Here is a 19,826-nt window from a genome sequence, read left to right on the forward strand (position 1 = left end):
AGCGACTCGGGGGAGGCGGCGGTCATGGGCAGGCCCACGGACTGGCACGTGCTGGACCTTGACCGTGATCCGGTGCCCGGTGATCCGTACGAGGTCAAGGAACTCGCCCGCAAGCTGGGGGCGTTCGCCGACGACGTGGCCACCGCCCTGCGGTCGGTACGCGGCCTGGGCGGGGACACCGTCATCCAGTCCTGGGCCGGACTGTCCGGCGACGCCTACCGCGAACAATTCGGCGACCTGCCCGGCGAACTCGACAAGCTGGAACGCTCCTACCGCCTCGCCTCCGGCGCCCTCGACAACTACTGGCCGCAGTTGGAGACCGCGCAGGCCGACGCCGACCGGGCCCTGGCCCAGGGCCGCCAGGCCCGCGCCGACCTGGACACCGCCACCTCCCAGCTGAACAACGCCGACGCCTGGGTCAAACGCGCCCAGGACAAGTCCAAGCAGTACCAGGACGACCCCAAGCCCGGCGTCCCCCCGCCCTCCGAACAGGACGTCCGCGACGCCGCCCGCAACGCCACCGCCGCCCACAACGCGCACACCACCGCCAGCACCGCCGTCCACGACGCCCAAGCACGCCTCGACGCCGCCAAAGAACTCGCCGCCCAGGCCGCCGGCATCCGCGACCGCGCCGCCTCCACCGCCGAACACGCCCTCCACGAAGCCTCCGACGCCGGCATCCACAACAAACACTGGTGGGAAAAAGCCGTCGACTGGGTCGCCGACCACTGGGACGACATCGTCGCCGCCTGCAAAGTCATCGTCGCCGTCCTCGGCATCGTCGTCATGATCATCGGCGGCCCGCTCGCCTGGCTCGTCCTGGCCGCAGCCGTCATCGTCCTCGCCGACACCGTCATGAAATACCTCCAAGGCAAGGCCAGTTTGTGGGACGTGCTGTTCGCCGCGCTGGACTGCATCCCCATGTTCAAGGGCCTGACCACCGCCGGCGGCCTGCTGAAGATGGCCCGCGAACTCCCCACGGTGCTCAAAGAGGCACGCACGCTCGAGGGCCTGGCCAACTCGCTGCGCAAGGGTGGCGCTGAGATTCGCGCCGCCGCACGGCGCATGGCCGAACGCCGGTGCAAGAGCGACCCCGTCGATGTGGTGAGCGGCGACATGGTGATGTCAGCCGTGGATGTGGAACTGCCCGGCGTCCTGCCCCTCGTTCTGGAACGGCACCACGTGTCGAGCTACCGGCAGGGCCGGTTGTTCGGCCCGTCCTGGGCCTCGACCCTGGACCAGCGGCTGCTGGTCGACGAGCAGGGGGTCCGGTTCATCACCGAGGACGGGACGGTCTTGTACTACCCGGTGCCCGCACCGGGCGCGCCGACGCTCCCGGCGGAGGGACCTCGATGGCCGCTCACGTGGGACGGGCGACCGGGTGGACGCATGAGCGTCGCCAGGTCGGACACCGGTGCGACTCTGGTGTTCCGAGCACTCGTCGACGGTCCACCGACCCTCCTCGTACTGGATGTCGTCACCGATCCGCACGGCAACCGGATCACCTTCGAGTACGGCGCTGACGGACACCCAGTGGAGATCCGCCACGACGGCGGCTACCGCGTCGGCGTGGAGGCCACGCAGGCGATGCCCCGCCGCGTCACCGGACTTCGACTGCTCAGCCATCCCGAGCAGCCGCTGCTGGCCGGCTACGGCTACGACGACCGGGGCAACCTCGCCGCCGTCGAGGATGCCCTGGGACGTGCCGCGCGTCTGGCCTATGACGATCACGGGCGGATCACCAGTTGGCAGGACCGCAACGGGTCGTCGTACCGCTACGTCTACGACGAGGAGGGACGCTGCGTCGCCACCGACGGCGACGGCGGCTTCCTCACCGCCACGTTCACCTACGACACGGAGCGCAGGCGGACGTCCCACCGGGACTCGCTGGGCGCCGTCACCGTGTTCCACTACAACGAACTGCTGCAGGTGGTCCGCGAAGTCGACCCGCTCGGCCATGCCACCGAGTTCGCGTGGGACCGGTACGACCGCCCACTGAGCAGTACCGATCCGCTCGGTGCCACCACCCACCGGGTGTGGGACGGCCAGGGCCGCCTCCTGCGGCTCACCGGTCCTGACGGTTCCGCGACCGTCGCCGAGTACGGCTCGGGACGTCATCCGACGCGCGTCGTCGAATCCGGCGGGGCGGTCTGGGAGTTCGGCTATGACGACCACGGTGGCGTCCTGTGGTCGCGGGACCCGATGGGCGCCGAGACCCGCTACGCCTACGACGAGCGCGGCCACCTGCGCTCGATCGTCGACGCCCTCGGCGGAGTGCGGCGCATCGACACCGACCCCGCAGGGCTTCCCGTCGTGGTCACGGACGCGACGGGCGCCCGGACGCGGTATGCCTACGACGCGTTCGGCAGGCCGGTCGCGATCACCGACCCCCTGGGAGCCACCGAGCGTTTCGGCTGGACGGCGGCCGGGCAGATGGAGTGGCGCCGCACGCCGGACGGTGCCGAAGAGCGGTGGGAGTACGACGCCGAGGGCAACCTGACAGCGCACACGGATCCGACCGGCGCGCGCACCGAGCACCAGGTGACGCACTTCGACCTGCCGACCGCCCGCCTCGCGGCGGACGGATCGCGGCTGGAGTTCACCCATGACACCGAACTGCGCCTGACCGCGGTCGTCAACGGCCTGGGGCAGCGGTGGACCTACACCTACGATGCCGCGGGGCGGCTGATCGAGGAGACCGACTTCGACGGCCGCACGCTGGCGTACGGTTACGACGCCGCGAACCGGCTCGTCGAACGCGTCGACGCGGAAGGCCGGGTGACCCGCCACGTCAGGGACCTGTCGGGCAACGTCACTGCCACCACACGGGGTTCCGGCCTCAGCGAGACCTTCACGTACGACGCCTCGCACCGAGTGCGCTCGGCCACGGACGGCACCACCTCGGTCGAGTTCGCGTACGACCTGATGGGTCACGTGGTCGCGGAGACGGTCGACGGCCGTACCGTGCGGAGCACGTACGATCTGCTGGGGCGCAAGATCGAGCGGCGGACGCCCGCCGGGGTGGTCAGCCGCTGGACGTACGACGCCGAAGACCGGCCCACCGCGCTGGCGAGCGGCGATCACACGATCTCCTTCGCCCACGACGGGCTGGGACAGGAGACCGAACGCCGTTTCGGCCACGTGGTGCTCGCTCAGACCTGGGACGACCGGCGGCGACTGACCGGCCAGCGGATTTCCGCGCCTGGGGGCCTGGTTCACTCCGCTGCCTTCGACTACCGGAGCGACGACCTCCTGACCGGCCTGACCGACAGCCGCGACGGGGAGCGCCGCTTCTCTCTCGACGTCATGGGCCGGGTGACGGCCGTGCGGGCACGGGACTGGTCGGAGGAATACGCCTACGACGCGGCGGGAGACATCACCCGCTGTGCGGGGGACGCCGACCGACCCGCGGCCGGGGTCCGCGAGTACCAGAGAGGTCTGCTGCGCAGGGCGGGCCGCACGCGGTTCTCGCGCGACGCCTCGGGACGGGTGATCCGTCGCGAGGTGCGGCTGTTGTCCGGAGGCTCGCGGGTCTGGGAGTACGGCTGGACGGACGGACGGCTCACCAGCGTGACGAACCCCGTCGGTGAGCGATGGCACTACCGTTACGACGCCTTCGATCGCAGGATCGCCAAGGAGCGGCTCGACTCCGACGGTTCGGTGGTCGAGGCCGTCCGCTTCGCCTGGGACGGCACTGTCCTGGCCGAGGAGCACCACACGGGCCGGGGCGCCACGACGACGTACGAGTGGGCCGCCGACAGCGGGCTGCCCGTCGCGCAGACCACGAGGGCACCGGGCGAGGGATTGTCTCAGGAGACGGTGAACGAACGGTTCTTCGCCGTCGTCACCGACCTGGTCGGGGCGCCGACGGAGCTGGTGTCGGAGGACGGTGTGTCCGCCTGGCGGTCGCGCACCGATCTGTGGGGAGGACCGACGGGCCCCGCCACGTCGGCGCCGACATCCGTCACCTGCCGGTTGCGGTTCCCCGGCCAGTACTGGGACGAGGAGTCGGGACTCCACTACAACTACTTCCGGTACTACGATCCCGAGGTCGGACGGTTCCTCAGCCCCGACCCCCTGGGTCTCGACGGCGGTCCCAATCCGCACGCCTACGTGCCCAATCCCTGCGCGTGGATCGACCCCTTCGGCCTGGCCCTGTGCCGCACGGTTCCGCGTCTGGAGGAGGGCGACCTCAAGCAGGGGTGGAAGCACATCGACGCTCGGCACATCACGGGCGACCACCCCTCGGGGCCGGGTGACCTGATGCCTCCGGGGACCACACGCGAGCAGGTGCTCAAGGCCGCGAGCAAGGCGGTTCGCAAGGGGCGCCGCATCACCCCGAACCCAGCCAAGATCATGCAGACTTTCGAGAAGAAGATGACGGTCAACGGATTCACCGCGACGTACCGCGTGTCCGTGGACTCGACCGACGGCAACCGTATCGTCACGTTCTTCCCGGTGGGGAAGAGCTACACGTGACACGGTCAGCGGTGAGGAGCTGGGCTTGGACTTCGAATTCAGCGTCGCGGACGCGCCGCCGCCGTCCGGGTTCGACCTCGGGCACATGACCCTGCGCGGCACCGACGGCACGGCCAGCTCCTGCGGCCGGCGGCCGGACCAGAGCATGATGATCTACCTGTCGCTGTCGCAACTGCTGGACGGACTGAGGCAGTTGCTGGAGCGCGGTCGTGGGACGTACTCCTTCGGGGCAGTCGACTCCTCCTTCACGCTGCACTTCCGATTGGCGAAGGACGGCACCTTGGTCACGCGGTCCGGTGGCGCCGGAGGTCCGCTCATCGACTGCTCCCCCGCGGCCGAAGCGGCCGCCGACCTCGCGGCCGCCGCAACCGACTTCACCGCCGGCGCGCTCCCGTCCCTGCCGCCGGACGACGCCGGCGCCCAGGATCTCATGGGCTCCCTGGCGGAATTCACCGCGGCTTTCGGCGCCGAGCGAGGCTGACGCCCGTTCCCGCCGACCCACTGGACGGTCAAGCCGGCCGGGTCGGCCGTCACGCTGAACCGCTCCGGGTGCGCAGGGCGGTGAGGGCCGTTTCGAGGATGGGGCCGCGGTACTCCGGGGTGCCGGGGATCTTCGCGACGGCCACCACGAGGTCGAGGATCTGGTCGAGGTCGAGGTCGTCGGCGATCTGGTGGGCGTCGCGCGCCGCGGCGAACAGCGGGCGGGCGGCTTCGAGCATCCGGCCGCGGCTCTGGAAGACGGGGTCGGTCGTGTCGGTGTGCTGCAGCAGCCCGAGGACGACCGGGCGCTTGGTGGTGACGTACTGGAAGAACCGGCGCAGCCAGGTCATGAGCCGGTCGGCCGGGGTGTCGCCCTCGACTGTCGCGGCCGCGGCGCACACCTCGTCGACCTCGTCGACCAGCAGCGCTTCCAGAAGTTCGTGACGGGTCGCGAAGTTGCGGTACAGCGTCGCCTGGCCGACCCCGGACCTGCGAGCGATCTCGGCCATCGACGTCTCGGACCCGCTGGCGGCGAACGCGGTGCGGGCCGCTTCGAGGATGCGCCGGCGGTTGCGGGCGGCGTCGGCCCGCCGGGAGGGCGGTTTGCCGGCCGGCGCGGGGTCGGCCGGGGCGCGGCCGGCCGGCGCGGGGTCGGCCGCCGGGTGATCGGCCGGGGCGCGGTCGGTGGCCGGGTGATCGGCCGGCGCGTGATCAGGCATTCAGGCGTCCTTGCATAAGTGGACAGGGTCTCCGTATTATCTGGACACCCTCTCCGTTTCATCGGTGACTCTATCGAACCCGTCCAAGGATCCACCATGAGCACAGCGAACGCGCCCGGTCCGACGACCGGTCCGACGCCGACAGCCGACCCGCCGCCTCCGGTCCGCCGCTGGCTGGTGCTGGCGATCTGCTGCCTCAGCGTGGGCGTGACCGGCATCAACCTCACCATCGTCAACGTGGCGCTGCCGTCGATCAGCACGGACCTGCACGCCTCGCTCAGCAGCCTGCAGTGGACGGTCTCGACATACTCGCTGGTCATAGCCTGTCTGCTGATGCTGTCCGGCTCGATGGCCGACCGCTTCGGCCGCAAGCGGATCTTCCAGCTCGGGCTGACGCTGTTCTCCGCCGGTTCCCTGCTGTGCGGCCTCGCGCCCGGCGTGGGGTGGCTGATCGCCTTCGTCAGCGTGCAGGCGGTGGGCGGCTCGATGCTCAACCCGGTCGCGATGTCGATCATCGTCAGCGTGTTCCCTGACCGCGGCGAGAGGGCGCGGGCGATCGGCGTGTGGGGGTCGGTGATCGGGATCACCATGGCGGCCGGGCCGGTGCTCGGCGGCGTGCTGGTCAGCGGCGTCGACTGGCGGTCGGTGTTCTGGATCAGCGTCCCGATCGGGGTCCTCGCCTTCGGGCTCGCCCAGGCGTTCGTCCCCGAGTCCCGGGCCGCCCGGGCCCGCGCCTTCGACCCGTACGGCCAGGCGCTGATCGTCGTCCTGTTCGCCTCGGTCATCGCCGCGACGATCGAGGGTCCCCGCCACGGGTGGGCGAACCCCTGGATCGTCGGGCTCGTCGTGCTCGCCGTCGTGGCCCTCGCCGGAATCCTCGTGGTCGAGCCGCGACGCCCCGAACCGCTGGTCGACCTGCGGTACTTCCGCAGCCCGCCGTTCTCCGGCGCGAACCTGATCTCGCTGATGATGACGGCCGGGCTGGGCGGGTTCCTGTTCCTCAACACCCTTTACCTGCAGGACGTCCGCGGTGACAGTCCGCTGCGCGCCGGCGTGATGATCATCCCGATGGCCCTGGGCCAGGCCGTCGCCGCCAACGTCTCCGGGCGGCTCGTCGCCGCCCGCCGCGAACGCCTGCCGCTCACGCTGGGCGGCGCGCTCCTGGCGGCCGGGGCCTTCCTCCTCGTCGGCCTGACCGCGCACACCGGCATCGTGCACCTGCTGGCCGCATACGCCGCCTTCGGCCTCGGCGCGGGCATGGTCGGCCCGCCGGTCAGCCGCACCGCCGTCTCGGGGATGCCGCTCGACCAGGTCGGCGTCGCCGGGGCGCTGGCCTCCAGCGCCCGCCAGTTCGGCAGCGCGATCGGCGTCGCGGTCACCGGCTCGATCGTGGCCGGCACCGGCACGGACTTCGTCCGATCGAGCCACCCGGCGTGGGCCGTCATCGGAGCCTGCGGGCTCGCCGTCCTCGCCCTGGGCACCGTCGCCACCAGCGGCTGGGCCAAGGCCGCCGCCGCCCGCAACGGACAGCGCCTGGCCGGCGAGCCGGCGGTCAGCTGAAGCGCGAACTCGCCACCGGGACCATGCCCCGTACCCGGTCGCGGGGACCGTCGAGCCAGGTACCGGCCACGGCGGCGGCGAAGGACGCGAACGCGGCGTCCGGATCGGGCGGAGTGGCGCCCTCCCCCTCGTCGGCCTCGGGGCTCGCGGCCACGATCTCCGCGGCCGGCTCCGCCTCCGGCCGCGTGTCCGCCGGCAGCCGCTCCACGCCCGACCCGTCCGGGGCGAGGGAGACGCTCGCGGGCCGCTGCCCGCTCGGCTCCAGGGCCAGGCGCAGCCGTTCGATCCCGCGACGCGCGCGGCGCCGCGGGACGGGGTCGGCCCGGCTCCGGGGTGGGGGCCGGGCCGACGGGTGGGGAGAGGGGTCGGGTCAGGTCAGGTCTGAGGGGGCCGGGCCGGGTCAGGTCGAAAGGGGTCGGGTCAGCAGGGGCCGAGGTCCTGCCAGACGCCCCACTCGCCGGTGGTGCCGGGCTCCTCGCCCTGCGTCCACCACTTGGCCTTCCAGTTGTGGCCCTTCCACGAGACCGTGTTGCCGCCGGTGTAGACCTGCGAGGCGCTCCACGCGGCGGTGGTGCAGGTGGTGCCTCCGGTGGTGCCGCCCGTCGTGGTGCCGCCCGTGGTCGTACCGCCCGTGGTGGTTCCGGCGGTCGTGCCGCCCGTGGTGCTGCCGCCGGTGCTGGTACCGCCCGTGGTCGTGCCGCCGGAGCCGCCCGTGTACTGCAGGAACGCGTCGGTGAACGCCAGCTGGCTCTGGCTGATCTGGCTGCACGTGGACAGCGAGTTGGCGTTACCGCCGCACGCCTGGTCGCGGGTCACGGCCCAGAACGCGAGGCGTCCGACGCCGTTCTGCGCGGCGAAGTTCACCACGGTCTGGGCGTCCGCGAGGGTGAACGTGGAGCCGTCGTCGTTCTTGCCGATCATCGGGGTGATGCCGAGGTTGGCATAGCCGTAGCTCGAGTCGACCGACTGCATCTGCGCCAGCGTGGCCCGCGCCGCGGCGACCGAGCCCTGGCCCATCTCGGTGCCGGTGCCGGAGTAGTAGTCCATGGTCATGATGTTGACCACGTCGATCTTGACGCCGACGTTCTTGGCGGCCTTGACGATGTTCACGCCGTCGTTGGTCAGCCCGCTGGCCAGCACCGGCAGCGTCACGGAGAACTTCAGGTCGGGGTTGGACGCCTTGAGGTCCTTCATCGCCTGCATCTGGCGCGTCGCCGCGGCCGTGTCCGCGACCGCCGCGCCCTCGATGTCGAAGTCCAGCTGGGTGACGCCGTAGTCGTTGATGAGGGCCTGGTAGCCGGCGTCGATCGCACTCTGCGTCGAGCAGGTCCAGGCGAGGGGCAGGCCGCTCGCGCCGCCGGAGGAGATGATCAGGGAGGCGCCCTCGGACTTGGCCTTGGCGATCAGTGGGTCGGTGAACGAGTCGTTGCCGATGGGGAGGGTGTCGCCCCAGATCTGGTTGCAGCCGGAGCCGAGCACGAAGGCCGCGGTGTACGCCTTGAGGCCGTGCCCGGTGATGGCCGTGTCGAGCAGGCCCTCCTGGCTGTTCGACATGTCGACGTAGGGCGCGACGGAGTAGGCGCTGGTCGCCGCGGCGTTGCCGTCGGGGGCCAGGGCGAGGACCGCGCCGGCGGTCGCGAGCGTGAGCGCGGAGGCGGAAGCCGCCCATTTCGCAAAGCGCATGGATGCCCCTCAAGCGTGAAGTGGTGGGGGGAGCGTGCATCTCGGGCCTGATTTGGTACGTACCAAACCGCGCTCACGCTGCCGCGTCAAGAGGACTAGACCAACTTTTCGCCCAGCGGCGCCGCGTCCGGTGCGGCGGACCCGGTCCCGGCGCCGCGGCGTCGGCACGTCCTACGCGGCGCACCGGACGTGGCGCACCGGACATGGCGCCCGGGACCGGCGCCCCGGTCCCGGCGCCGCGAACTCAGCCCACCCGCACCGGCGTCGCCGCCTGCGCCGACCACACGTCCACGACGGTCCGCTGCCGCGCCGGGCGGAGCGCCGCGGCCGACGGCGCCGAGGCGTAGTAGCTGTCGACCTGAGCGGCCTCGGCCGCGTCGGGCGTGGCGTTGGTGCACGACGTGCCGGGCCCGTGGCCGGACATGAGCTCCGAGCAGGGGCCGCTGTAGTCGTCGAGCAGCCCGAAGATGTGCCCGGTCTCGTGCGCGGCGATACGGGTCATGTCGTAGCCCTCGGTCACCGCCTCCTGGCCGAGGTCCACCTCGCCCCGGCCGCTGCCGGGGTAGAACGGGCCCAGCGTCGTCTGCGGCCAACCGCTCGTCGCCACGTAGACGAAGTTCGCCGAGCGGGACGAACTCGCGGGCGCCAGGCGGACGTTGTGCAGCGCGGCGTTCCAGTTCTGGACGCCCTGCGCGATGGCGGACGCCCACTTGCCGGCCCGGCTGGCGTCATAGGTCAAGGTGATCACCGCGGCCGGCTTCACGGTTGCCGGCTTCACCGCCGCCGGCTTCGAAGCCGCCGGCTTCGAGGCGGCCTGCGCCGAGGCCACGCCTGCGCTCGCGCCCAACAGGGTCGGTATCAGCGCCGCCACCGCGATCATTCGCTTCTTCATGGGACTCCTGCGCCTCCTTGGCATCAGCCACACCAGAAGTCACCAGAGCACCACGGTGGTCGCGGTCTCCACAAGTGTTCCGTCCATGACAATTCCGGACAGCGAAGCCCCGGCCGCGCCCACGACCGGGGCTCCCCCGCGGCGGCCGAACCGGCCGCCGCCGGCGCCTACTTCGTGAAGGTGAACCAGTTGATGTTCACGAAGTCCGCCGAACTCCCCGACGCGAACACCAGATAGACGTCGTGGACGCCGGTCACCGACGAGGTGACGTTGGCCGGCACGGTCTGCCAGTTCTGCCAGCCGCCGTTGTTGCCGAAGTCGATCTCCGCGATCTTCGTGCCCGTCGTGCTGCCGATGCGCACCTGTATCGCGCCGCTGACACCGCTCGCCGCGCCGGACGCCAGGCGTGCGACGAACTGCGCCGGCGAGGACGAACCGAAGTCCAGGGAGGCGTACTTGAGCCAGTCGCCGTTCGCGATGTAGCCGACGTCCTGGCCGCCGCCGGAGTCGCTGCAGCTCTCGGTCTGGGTGCCGCTCTGCGCGCTGTACGACTCGGCCTGGATGGTGCCGTACGCGCCGGTGCCGCCACCGCCGGGCGGCGTGGTGGTGCCCGAACCCGCGCCCGGGCCGAGCGAGATGGTCCAGGAGGTCGGCGCGCCGTCCTGGATGTGGCCGTCGACCGGGGCCGCGCCGGTGGGGCCGACGTCGTCGTACGGGAAGGCGTAGCCCACGGTGGCGTACTTGTGCACCAGGCGCGCGTAGTGGTTGGTCACCGCGTCGGTGTAGTAGCCCGAGGGCGAGACCCCGTCCGGCTGGTTGCCGCCGCCGCTGACCAGCAGGGAGCTGCGGTTGAGCGCCGCGGCCAGGCGGGCCGCGACCGCGCCGCGCGCGTCGCCGCCGGAGTTGTAGAGCGGACCGCTGGCGCAGCCGAAGATGTCGACGGCGCTGGGCTTGGTGAACGGCACGCCGTTGGTGTTCAGGCCCGAGAAGACCAGGGTGTCGCCGGAGACGGTGCCGGAGTACGAGCCGATGCTGCCCTGGCCGTTGATGGTCAGCGTGTGGGACTGGTAGTAACTCCACACCCTGTCCACGTAGTTGGACCAGTAGCCGCCGAAGTCGACGGGCGAGTGGGACGGCGCCAGGATGCGCAGCGCGGCGCCCGAGGAGTCGGTGGCCACCAGCCGGTCCCACGGTGCGCCGTCGGCGGCGTGCTGGGCCTGGAGCCCGGAGGCGATGGAGGCGAGCGCGCCCGAGGGCAGCGGGTCGACGGACTGCGAACCGCCGCTGCCCGTCGTCGCCATGGAGATCGGCAGGGCGACCATGTCGACGTAGGAGATGTTCGCGTACAGGTTGGCGGCGTTGTACGTGAACTCGCAGAAGGTCCAGTTGGTCAGCCAGTTGGGGTCGCTGCTGGTGAACCCGGGCTGGACCAGGCCGGGCACGCCGCCGTTGCCGCCGGGCGGGTTGACGAAGAACTGGATCTTCTTGCCGACGGAGAACCACACGCGGCCGCCGATCACGTAGTCCTGCAGCGTGAACGTGGTGGCCGCGGAGCCCGAGGCGCCCAGCTGGATGGAGTAGTCGGGGATCGGCGTCAGCACCGACGAGGGGCTGGGCAGGCGCTGGAAGCGCCCGCTGGAGTTGACGAATCCGGGCCAGCCGCTGCTGTCGGAGCCGCTGATGTACGCGTAGACCGTGCCGTTGCCCGAGTTGTTCTTCAACGAGATGGGCAGCGACGCGCCAGCCGCCGACGCGCGGGGCGACAGGCTGTCCGACCACAGCGGCGAACTCGCCGCGGCGGCCACGGCGCCGGCGCCGAGCGCCGTGACGAAGGTACGTCTGGAGACCATGTGCTCCTCCTCGAAAGACGGCAGTCGGACCGGCGCCGGCGGCGGTGTGGCCGGGGCGCGGCCCGTTGGGGGGCTGCCTTCCGACGCCCGCGCACACCCGCGGGTCTGCGCGGATGCGGGGGGCGTCGGGTGCGGAACGATGGGGGGAATGCTCGGGGCGCGGGGATACCAAGGCGGGACCTTGGTATAGACATTTGTTCGCTCATGATTGAACTCGTGCGGTACCAGGACGTCAAGGTGTGGCGAGAGCGCTCTCTTCGAACCCGTCCGCAGGTGGCGTACGGCCCGCCGGGGAGGCGGAGCCGCTGCCTGAGCCCCGCCCCGCTCGCCCCCCCGGGGACCCGGGGCCCGCTGCCCCGGGTCCCCCTGCCCCGGGCCCCGACAACCGTTCGGTGGTCAGCCCATGGACTTCGCGCCGTCCAGGGATTCGCGGATGATGTCGGCGTGGCCGGCGTGCTGCGCGGTCTCCGCGATGATGTGCATCGCGACCCGGCGGACCGACCAGTGGGCGCCCGGCTCGAACCAAGGGGCCTTCGGCAGCGGGTGCGTGGCGCCCAGGTCCGGCACGGTGGCCACCAACTCGTCGGTGTGACGGGCCTGTTCGGCATAGGCGTCCAGCACACCGGCGAGCGTCTCGCCGGGCAGCATCCGGAACTCGTCGGCGCGGCGCCGGAAGTCCTCCTCCGTCATCGCGCTCGCGTCGCCCATCGCCGACGGCCCCTCCACGATGAACCGCGCCCAGCCGTTCTCGACCGACGTGACGTGCTTGATCAGGCCGCCCAGGCACAGCTCGCTCGCGGTGGTGCGCAGCGCGGCCTGCTCGTCGGTGAGGTCGCGGGTGGTGAAGCGCAGGAAGTGGCGGTGCTTGGCGAGCATCGCCAGCAGGTCGGCGCGCTCGCCGTCGACCGGGGTGGAGGGGTTCGCGCTGCGGTCGATCGTCTCGTTGCTCATGGTCGCGCCTTCCGTCGTCACTGGTCCTACCGGGGTGGTTTCCGCGGGCTTCCTGCCGCACTCCCTACGCTAGGGGTCATTGCGGTCACTTCCTGGCCTGAATCGGCGGAGGGTCGAGGCATGGCGAACACCAGCACCCGGACGCTGCGGCTGTTGTCCCTGCTCCAGAGCCACCGCTACTGGCCCGGCGCCGAGCTGGCCGAGCGGCTCGGGGTGTCGGTGCGCACCCTGCGCCGGGACGTCGACCGACTGCGCGAGCTGGGCTATCCGGTCGAGGCGCAGCGCGGCGTCGACGGCGGCTACCAGCTGGCCGCGGGCGCGGCGCTGCCGCCGCTGGTGATCGACGACGAGGAGGCGGTCGCGCTGGCGGTCGGGCTGCAGGCCGCCGCGGAGGGCGCGGTCGAGGGCATCGCCGAGCACTCCGTGCGCGTGCTCGCCAAGGTCGTCCAGGTGATGCCGGTACGGCTGCGCCGCCGCGTGGAGGCGCTGCGCGCGATGACCGTGCCGGACGGCGGCTGGGGCGGTACGGGCCGCGGCGCCGTCGACCCGTCCGTGCTGGTGGCGCTCGCGCTGGCCTGCCGGGACAGCGAGCGGACCGGTTTCGCGTACACTGCGGCGGACGGCCGGCGCAGCGACCGGCAGGTCGAGCCGCACTGGCTGGTGCGGCTGGAGGGGCGCTGGTACCTCGTCGCGTACGACCTGGTCCGGCACGACTGGCGGAGCTTCCGCGTCGACCGGCTCGCCGACCCGCGCGGCACCGGCGACCGCTTCCGCCCCCGCGAACTGCCCGCCGACGACGCGGCCGCCTTCGTCAGGTCCGGCCTGCACCACCTCCAGCGCCCGTACCGCGTGGAGGTCCTGGTCGACGCGCCGGCCGAGGCGGTACGCGCGCGGATCGGCCGCTGGTGCACGGTCGAGGAGGCGGGACCGGACGCGGACGCGGGAACGGGAGCCGGTACGGACGCGGACGCGGGAGCCGGTACGGACGCGGGAACGGGAGCCCGTGCGCCCGAAGGAGCCGGCGCCGGTTCAGGCGCGGACGCCGAACCGGGCGGCGGCCGGTCCCGGGTGCTGATGAGCGCCGACGACCTGGGCTGGCCGCTCATGGCGCTCGGCCTGCTCGGCGCGGAGTTCCGGGTGGTGCGGCCGCCCGAGCTGGTCGATGTGATGCGCGAGTGGAGCGCGCGCTTCTCCCGCGCGGCCGACCGCGGGCCGGGCCCGCGCTGACCGTACGCGGCGTACCCCGCGCGAGGGGCCGCCCGCCGCGTCGCGCGCCGAAGCCCCGCGCGACGGGCCGGCCCGCAATGTCGGCGGCGGGGGCGAGACTTGGGCGAGGATGGCGCGAAGGCCCGCGCGCGGGCGGGCCGCGTCGGCACGGACCGGCAGGATCGTCGGCGGTGGCGGGGACGTACCCGGCCCGTACGGACACGGGCGGCAGCCCGCGCGCGGCCCGCGGACCGACGGGAGGCACAGGCGGAGGTGGAGGCAGGGGTGGAGGCAGGGGTGGACGCACAGGTGGAGAGGCTCGACGCCGAGGACGTGCGCCGCATCGCGCTGTCCCTGCCGGGGACGGTGGAGAAGCAGCGCTGGGGCCACCCGACCTTCGACGTGGTGCGGCGGATGTTCGTCACCGTCCCCGACGACGCGACGTCGTTCGCGGTGCGCTGCCCGCGGCAGGACCGCGCCGAGCTGATCGCGTCCGAGCCGCACAAGTTCTGGGTGCCGCCGCACGAGCAGAACTCCTCGTGGGTGCGCGCCCGGCTCGCCGCCCTGGACGACCGCCAGGAGCTGTACGACATCCTCCTCGACTCCTGGCGGCAGGCCGCGCCCGCCGACCTCGCCGCCTCCTTCGAACCGGGCCCGGTCCCGGACCCCGGCACCGGCGTCGGCGGCGGTCCGGGCCGCGGCGCGGGGTCGCCCGCGCGTCGGAAGAGGTGACGGCGGTGGCCGGCGTGAGCGGGCGCGAGGCCCGGGAGGCGCTCGCGGCGGGCGACGCGCTCGCCGAGGCGGCGCGTGCGGTCGGCGCGGACCACGCCGCGGCCGTGCGGGAGGTGGCGCTGGCGTTGGCGCCGCTGCGCGAGGAGTTGGCCGCGCACGAGCTGCGCGCGATACCGGTGGCGCGGCTCAAGGAGGTGACGGAGGGCCGGCTGCGGCTCGGCGCGCTCGCCGAGGCGGGCTACCGCACGGTCGACGACGTGCTCAAGGCCGGGCGGCACGGGCTGCGGCTGGTGCCGGGCGTGGGCGCGCTGACCGCGGACCAGGCGCTGGGCGCGGCCGGGCGGATCGCGCGCGCGGTGGAGGAGACCGTGGTGGTCCGCATCGACGTGGACGACCGCGACCCGCGGACGACCGCGCTGCTGGTCGCCCTGCACCGGCTGGTCACGGCGGGGCCCGAGGCGCGCCGCGCGGTGGGCGCGGCCGAGGCGCTCGGCGCGGAGCTGGCGCCGCTGCTGGAGCAGGCCCGGCCCGCGGGCCGACCGCTGCGGCTGTGGCTGCGCGGCCGGGCGGCCCGTGAGCGCGCGCGGACCGCGGTCGCGGCGCTGCGCGAGCGCTGCGAGCGGGCCGAACACGACGGCCTGCCCGGCCTGTTGCGGCAGACGTCGGTGGACCTGCTGCGCGCGCCGGCCGACGAGATCGAGGCGCGCGTCGACTTCGAGGTGCGCTCGGCCGAGTACTACAGCCTGCTCGCCGAATTGTCGGGACGCGGACCCGACCCGGCCGCGGCCGAGGGGTTCCTGCCCGGCGAGGTGGCGGAACGGATCAGGCGGCAGCCGCTGGACGAGGGCCTGCTGCGGGTGTCGCTGCGCGGGTACCAGGCGTTCGGCGCGCGGTTCGCCCTCGCGCAGTGGCGGGTGGTGCTCGGCGACGAGATGGGGCTCGGCAAGACGGTCCAGGCGATCGCCGCGATGGCGCACCTCGCGGCGCGCGGCGAGACCCGCTTCCTGGTGGTGTGCCCGGCCGGCGTGCTGGTCAACTGGACCCGCGAGGTCCGCGCGCGCAGCGCCCTGCGGGCGGTCCCGCTGCACGGCCCCGACCGGCGGGAGGCGTTCGCGCAGTGGCGCGCGGGCGGCGGCGTCGGCATCACGACGTACGACGCGCTGCGCGGCTTCCCGGCGGACGGGCCCGGCTTCCCGGCGGACGGGCTCGGGGACGGGCTCGGCGCGTACGGGCACGGGACCGGGGACGGGCTCGGCGCGTACGGGCACGGGACCGGCGGGGGTGAGCAGGCCGGCCCGGTCCGTCCTGGGGCGGCGTGGCCGCGGGCGGCGGCGTCGCGCTGCTGGTCGTGGACGAGGCCCACTACGTGAAGAACCCGGAGACCCGGCGCGCGCGGGCCGTCGCCGCGTGGACCGCCGTGTGCGACCGCGTGCTGTTCATGACCGGCACGCCGATGGAGAACCGGGTGGCCGAATTCCGCAGCCTCGTACGGTACGTGCAGCCGGAGCTGGTGCCGGACGTCGACGCGGCGGACGGCGTCGCGGGCTCGCAGGCGTTCCGCGCGGCCGTGGCGCCCGCGTATCTGCGGCGCAACCAGCAGGACGTGCTCACCGAGCTGCCCTCGCTCGTCCGCACCGACGAATGGCAGGAGTTGAGCGCCGCGGACCAGGACGCGTATCGGGAGGCGGTGCTCGACGGGAACTTCATGGCGATGCGACGGGCCGCGTTCGCCCGCCCGGAGAAGTCCGCGAAGCTTCAGCGGCTGCGCGAACTCGTCGCCGAGGCGGCCGACAACGGGCTGAAGGTCGTGGTGTTCTCCTACTTCCGCGATGTGCTGGCCACGGTCGGGCAGGCGCTGGCGGAGGCCGAGGCGGCGGAGGAGGCGGACGCGTCGGGCCGGCGGGCGGGCCCGGGCGCGAACGGTCTGCGGTGCACGGGCCGTTGACCGGGAGCGTTCCGCCGGCACGGCGCCAGGCCATGGTCGACGCCTTCGCCGCCGTTCCCGGGCACGCGGTGCTGCTCGCCCAGATCGAGGCGGGCGGCGTGGGTCTGAACCTCCAGGCCGCGTCCGTGGTGATCATCTGCGAGCCGCAGGTCAAGCCGACCGTCGAGCACCAGGCGGTGGCCCGCGCGCACCGGATGGGCCAGGTGCGGCCGGTCCAGGTGCACCGGCTGCTCGCCACCGGCGGCGTCGACCAGCGGCTGCTGGAGATTCTGGAGAACAAGTCCCGGCTGTTCGACGCCTACGCGCGGCGCAGCGACGTCGCCGAGGCGACGCCGGACGCGGTCGACGTCTCCGACGGCGCGCTGGCCCGCCGCATCGTGGAGGACGAGCAGCTCCGGCTGGCCCGCGGCCGGGCGCCCGGGCCGGAGCGGGACCCGGGCGCGGCACCGCGGGTCACGGCCACGGAGGCGCCCGCGGATCAGGCCGCCGATCCGGGCTGATCGCCGCGCCGTCCCAAACCGGGCTGGACGCCGCGCCGTCCCCGACGGGGCCGAACGCCGCGCCGTCCCGGACCGGGCTGAACGCCGCGCCGCCCCCGACCGGGCTGGACACCACGCTCATGCCGCGCTCACGCCGCGGGGGTGGCGTCGGGGACGAGATGGTCGGCGATGCCCGCCTTGTCGGGCGCGTAGTAGTCCTTGATGGCCTCGACCCAGGTGCGCACCTCGACGCGGTCGTCCTGGTCCGGCTCGAACGCGTCGAACAGCGCGTGGATGTTGGGGAGCGCGAAGCCGATCGCCGTCATCAGGGCGACGAACACCGGGCGTTCGATCAGTCCGTCGCCGTCCGGGTCGCCGAGCGCGGCGAGCGCCTCCGCGAACTCCGTGACGGTCGCGCTGAACCGCTCCGGCGACAGCACGCACGCCTGGTACTCCTCGAAGCTGACCACGCCGTCGCCGTCGGCGTCCAACTCGTCGCGCAGCGTGGTCCAGTAGAGCGCGAAGGCGGCGCGCAGCCGCTCCTTGGCCTGGAGGGCGATCGGCGGCGCCGCGGCGACCACCCGGTCGCCCATGAGCGTGAAGTCCTCCTCGTCCAGAACGCCGTTGCCGTTCGCGTCCAGCAGCGAGAAGACGAGCGCGACCCTCTGGATGGCCTCTTTGCGCATGGCTGTGTCGCCCTTCGTGTCCGAGTACGGATGCGGGTCCGGCGGAGCCCGTGTTTCCGCGGGGCCGGCCGACCCGGAGGATGCTGCCCGCGGGCCCGGGGGGCGTACTCCGACGAGGTGGCGCGTTTCCCCGGAAAGGGGTAACTCCGCGCATTCCGCTGCGCGTCGGCGCGTGCTCGTGCATGCGCGGCCGGTCCGCACGAGACGTACCTCACCTCAAACAGAACGGCGCTTCTGTTAGCGTGGTCGACAAGCAGGACCGACGTTCTTTTTACGGGAGGTGTGGCGGTGCCCCGGCTCACCGACGCGCGCAAGGAGCTGCGGCGTACGCAGATCGCCGAGGCCGCCGTGCGCTGCTTCAGCCGCCACGGCCTGGAACGGACCTCGATCGCGGACATCACCGCCGAGTCCGGGCTCTCGGCCGGCTCGATCTACGCGCACTACCGCAACAAGGCCGACCTGGTGCAGGCCGCCGCCCGCGAGGTGCTCGCCCGGCGCGCCGAGGTGCTCGGCGCGTACGCCGCGGCCGACGCCCCGCCGGACCCGGACGAGTTGCTCGCCCGCCTGGTCGCCGCGATCGACCCGGCCGAGGCCCGGGTCGGGGTGCAGACCTGGGGCGAGGCGACCACCGACCCGGCCGTCCACCGCATCGTCGTCGACATGACCGAGCGGATGCGCGCGATGCTGCACGACTGCGTCACCGCCTGGCTGGTGAAGGTCGGACACCACGGTCCGGCCGCGGCCCGGGAGCGCGCGGCCCCGGTCGCCCACCGGGTCATGGCGCTCTACCAGGCCGAACTGCTGTACGCGGCGCTGCGGTCGGCGGAGCGGGAGCCGCCGCGGTGACCACGAGGCCCGCGCGGACGCCCGCGACCACGCGGGCCGCCACGCCCACGCAGGCCGCCGCACCCGTGAGAACGCTCGCGGGAACGCCCGCGACCACGCAGGCCACCACACCCGCGGGGACGCCCGCACCAGCGCAGGCCGCCGCACCCGGGCGGACGCCCGCGACCGCCGCGGCCGCTCCCCCGCCCCGCCCCCCTGCTTCGCTTCCACCCGCACCGAAGGACGGATCATGAAGGCCATCGTCTACCGCGACACCGGCGCCGCCGACGTGCTCCGGCTCGTCGACCGCGACCTGCCCGAGCCCGGACCCGGCGAGGTCCGCGTCCGGGTCGCCGTGTCGGGGGTCAACCCGACCGACTGGCAGGCCCGTTCGGGCGCCGGCCACGTCAAGCAGTTCGCCGAGGTCACCCCGCACCTGGACGGCGCCGACACGGTCGACGCGGTGGGCGAAGGGGTCGACCGCGGCCGGATCGGGCAGCGGGTCTGGCTGTACATGGCCGCCGCGGGGCGGCCCACCGGGACCGCCGCGGAGTTCACCGTGGTGCCCGCGGACCGGGCGGTGCCGCTGCCCGACGAGGCGGGCTTCGACGTCGGCGCCGCGCTCGGCGTCCCCGCGCTCACCGCCCACCGCGCGCTCACGGTCGCCGAGGACGGGCCGCGCCGGCTGGGGCCCGGTGCGCTGGACGGCAAGGTGGTGCTCGCGGCGGGCGGGGCCGGGGCGGTCGGCCACGCGGTGATCCAGCTCGCGCGCTGGGCCGGCGCCACCGTGGTCAGCACGGTCAGCGGCCCGCAGAAGGCCGCGCTGGCCACCGCCGCGGGAGCCCACCACGTCGTCGACTACCGCGCGGGCGACCCGGCGGCCGGCATCCGCGCCGCGGCCCCCGACGGCGTGGACATCGTCGCCGAGGTGGCGCTCGGCGCGAACCTCGCGCTGGACCTGGCCGTGCTGCGGACCCGGGGCACCATCGCCGTCTACGGCAACGCCGGCGGCGGGCCGGTCCCATTGGACGTGCCGCCGGCCATGGTGGCCAACGCGCGCCTGCAGTTCCTGATCCTCTACCTGGCCGGTCAGGAGGCGCGGGACGCGGCCGTCGAGGACGTCGCCGCCGCGGTCCGGGCCGGCGCCCTGCCGGTCGGCGCGGAGCACGGCCTGCCGCTGGTCCGCTTCCCGCTCGACCGGACCGCCGACGCGCACCGGGCGGTCGAGGGCGGCGCGGTCGGCAAGGTCGTGGTCGACGTGGCGTCCTAGACCCGGCCCGCGGCTCGGCGATTCGGCGGCCGGGCGGTCCGCGGCGGTGCGGAACCAGCGGTGCGGACC

Annotated in this window: 15 protein-coding genes and 1 pseudogene; 9 read left to right on the plus strand and 7 right to left on the minus strand. The window is 73.5% G+C overall.

The annotated features are described in order from the left end of the window. Window positions 1-24: 24 nt before the first annotated feature. Window positions 25-4,479 carry an RHS repeat-associated core domain-containing protein gene (locus tag VSR01_RS18375; protein ID WP_326450296.1) on the plus strand — a complete coding sequence of 1,485 codons (4,455 nt, stop codon included), beginning with the start codon at window positions 25-27 and terminating at the stop codon, window positions 4,477-4,479. Between the two features lie 25 nt (window positions 4,480-4,504). Further along, the gene (locus VSR01_RS18380; protein ID WP_326450297.1) at window positions 4,505-4,960 is read left to right on the plus strand and encodes a hypothetical protein; all 456 of its coding nucleotides are present in this window, start codon (window positions 4,505-4,507) and stop codon (window positions 4,958-4,960) included. Between the two features lie 49 nt (window positions 4,961-5,009). Here VSR01_RS18380 and VSR01_RS18385 read toward each other — a convergent pair whose 3' ends face one another. Then, window positions 5,010-5,678, minus strand: a complete 669-nt coding sequence (locus tag VSR01_RS18385; protein ID WP_326450298.1) for a TetR/AcrR family transcriptional regulator — start codon at window positions 5,676-5,678, stop codon at window positions 5,010-5,012. A 96-nt stretch (window positions 5,679-5,774) separates the two neighbouring features. On the opposite strand from VSR01_RS18385, the gene VSR01_RS18390 reads away from it, so the two are divergent. Continuing rightward, a complete protein-coding gene (locus tag VSR01_RS18390) occupies window positions 5,775-7,238 on the plus strand; it encodes an MFS transporter (RefSeq protein ID WP_326450299.1) in 1,464 nt (487 codons plus the stop codon). Here the strand turns inward: VSR01_RS18390 and VSR01_RS18395 are convergent. The 3 genes from VSR01_RS18395 to VSR01_RS18405 all read right to left on the minus strand — a co-directional run bounded on the left by VSR01_RS18395 (window position 7,231) and on the right by VSR01_RS18405 (window position 9,750). Further along, on the minus strand, window positions 7,231-7,446 hold the full coding sequence (locus VSR01_RS18395) for a hypothetical protein (RefSeq protein WP_326450300.1): 216 nt from the start codon (window positions 7,444-7,446) through the stop codon (window positions 7,231-7,233). The two genes, VSR01_RS18390 and VSR01_RS18395, sit on opposite strands and share 8 nt — an antisense overlap. 212 nt (window positions 7,447-7,658) lie before the next feature. Beyond that, window positions 7,659-8,921: a chitinase gene (locus tag VSR01_RS18400; protein ID WP_326450301.1), complete on the minus strand. Its 1,263-nt coding sequence runs from the start codon at window positions 8,919-8,921 to the stop codon at window positions 7,659-7,661. A 244-nt stretch (window positions 8,922-9,165) separates the two neighbouring features. Beyond that, window positions 9,166-9,750 (minus strand): snapalysin family zinc-dependent metalloprotease, encoded by a 585-nt coding sequence (locus VSR01_RS18405; RefSeq protein WP_442785682.1) that lies wholly within the window; start codon window positions 9,748-9,750, stop codon window positions 9,166-9,168. On the opposite strand from VSR01_RS18405, the gene VSR01_RS18410 reads away from it, so the two are divergent. Beyond that, window positions 9,662-9,991, plus strand: a complete 330-nt coding sequence (locus tag VSR01_RS18410) for a hypothetical protein (protein ID WP_326450303.1) — start codon at window positions 9,662-9,664, stop codon at window positions 9,989-9,991. The genes VSR01_RS18405 and VSR01_RS18410 overlap by 89 nt on opposite strands. On the opposite strand, the gene VSR01_RS18415 is transcribed toward VSR01_RS18410, so the two are convergent. Together VSR01_RS18415 and VSR01_RS18420 are read right to left on the minus strand one after the other, a co-directional pair. Continuing rightward, the gene (locus tag VSR01_RS18415) at window positions 9,981-11,663 is read right to left on the minus strand and encodes a beta-1,3-glucanase family protein (protein ID WP_326450304.1); all 1,683 of its coding nucleotides are present in this window, start codon (window positions 11,661-11,663) and stop codon (window positions 9,981-9,983) included. The genes VSR01_RS18410 and VSR01_RS18415 overlap by 11 nt on opposite strands. 396 nt (window positions 11,664-12,059) lie before the next feature. Beyond that, window positions 12,060-12,614, minus strand: a complete 555-nt coding sequence (locus VSR01_RS18420) for a DinB family protein (protein ID WP_326450305.1) — start codon at window positions 12,612-12,614, stop codon at window positions 12,060-12,062. A 120-nt stretch (window positions 12,615-12,734) separates the two neighbouring features. Here VSR01_RS18420 and VSR01_RS18425 point away from each other — a divergent pair, with 120 nt between their 5' ends. The 3 genes and pseudogenes from VSR01_RS18425 to VSR01_RS37820 form a co-directional block, all read left to right on the plus strand. Next, window positions 12,735-13,841 (plus strand): helix-turn-helix transcriptional regulator, encoded by a 1,107-nt coding sequence (locus VSR01_RS18425; protein ID WP_326450306.1) that lies wholly within the window; start codon window positions 12,735-12,737, stop codon window positions 13,839-13,841. Window positions 13,842-14,129: 288 nt separating this feature from the next. Further along, on the plus strand, window positions 14,130-14,552 hold the full coding sequence (locus VSR01_RS18430) for an MmcQ/YjbR family DNA-binding protein (protein ID WP_326453704.1): 423 nt from the start codon (window positions 14,130-14,132) through the stop codon (window positions 14,550-14,552). Window positions 14,553-14,557: 5 nt separating this feature from the next. Next, a pseudogene (locus VSR01_RS37820) lies at window positions 14,558-16,916 on the plus strand (DEAD/DEAH box helicase); the annotation flags it as partial. 209 nt (window positions 16,917-17,125) lie between these two features. Here the strand turns inward: VSR01_RS37820 and VSR01_RS18445 are convergent. Then, window positions 17,126-17,662 (minus strand): EF-hand domain-containing protein, encoded by a 537-nt coding sequence (locus tag VSR01_RS18445; protein ID WP_326450307.1) that lies wholly within the window; start codon window positions 17,660-17,662, stop codon window positions 17,126-17,128. Window positions 17,663-17,950: 288 nt separating this feature from the next. On the opposite strand from VSR01_RS18445, the gene VSR01_RS18450 reads away from it, so the two are divergent. Beyond that, on the plus strand, window positions 17,951-18,508 hold the full coding sequence (locus VSR01_RS18450) for a TetR/AcrR family transcriptional regulator (RefSeq protein ID WP_326450308.1): 558 nt from the start codon (window positions 17,951-17,953) through the stop codon (window positions 18,506-18,508). A gap of 229 nt (window positions 18,509-18,737) precedes the next feature. Then, window positions 18,738-19,757, plus strand: a complete 1,020-nt coding sequence (locus VSR01_RS18455) for an NADPH:quinone reductase (protein ID WP_326450309.1) — start codon at window positions 18,738-18,740, stop codon at window positions 19,755-19,757. Window positions 19,758-19,826: the final 69 nt, after the last annotated feature.

This window comes from Actinacidiphila sp. DG2A-62, assembly GCF_035825295.1.
Classification (GTDB): domain Bacteria; phylum Actinomycetota; class Actinomycetes; order Streptomycetales; family Streptomycetaceae; genus Actinacidiphila.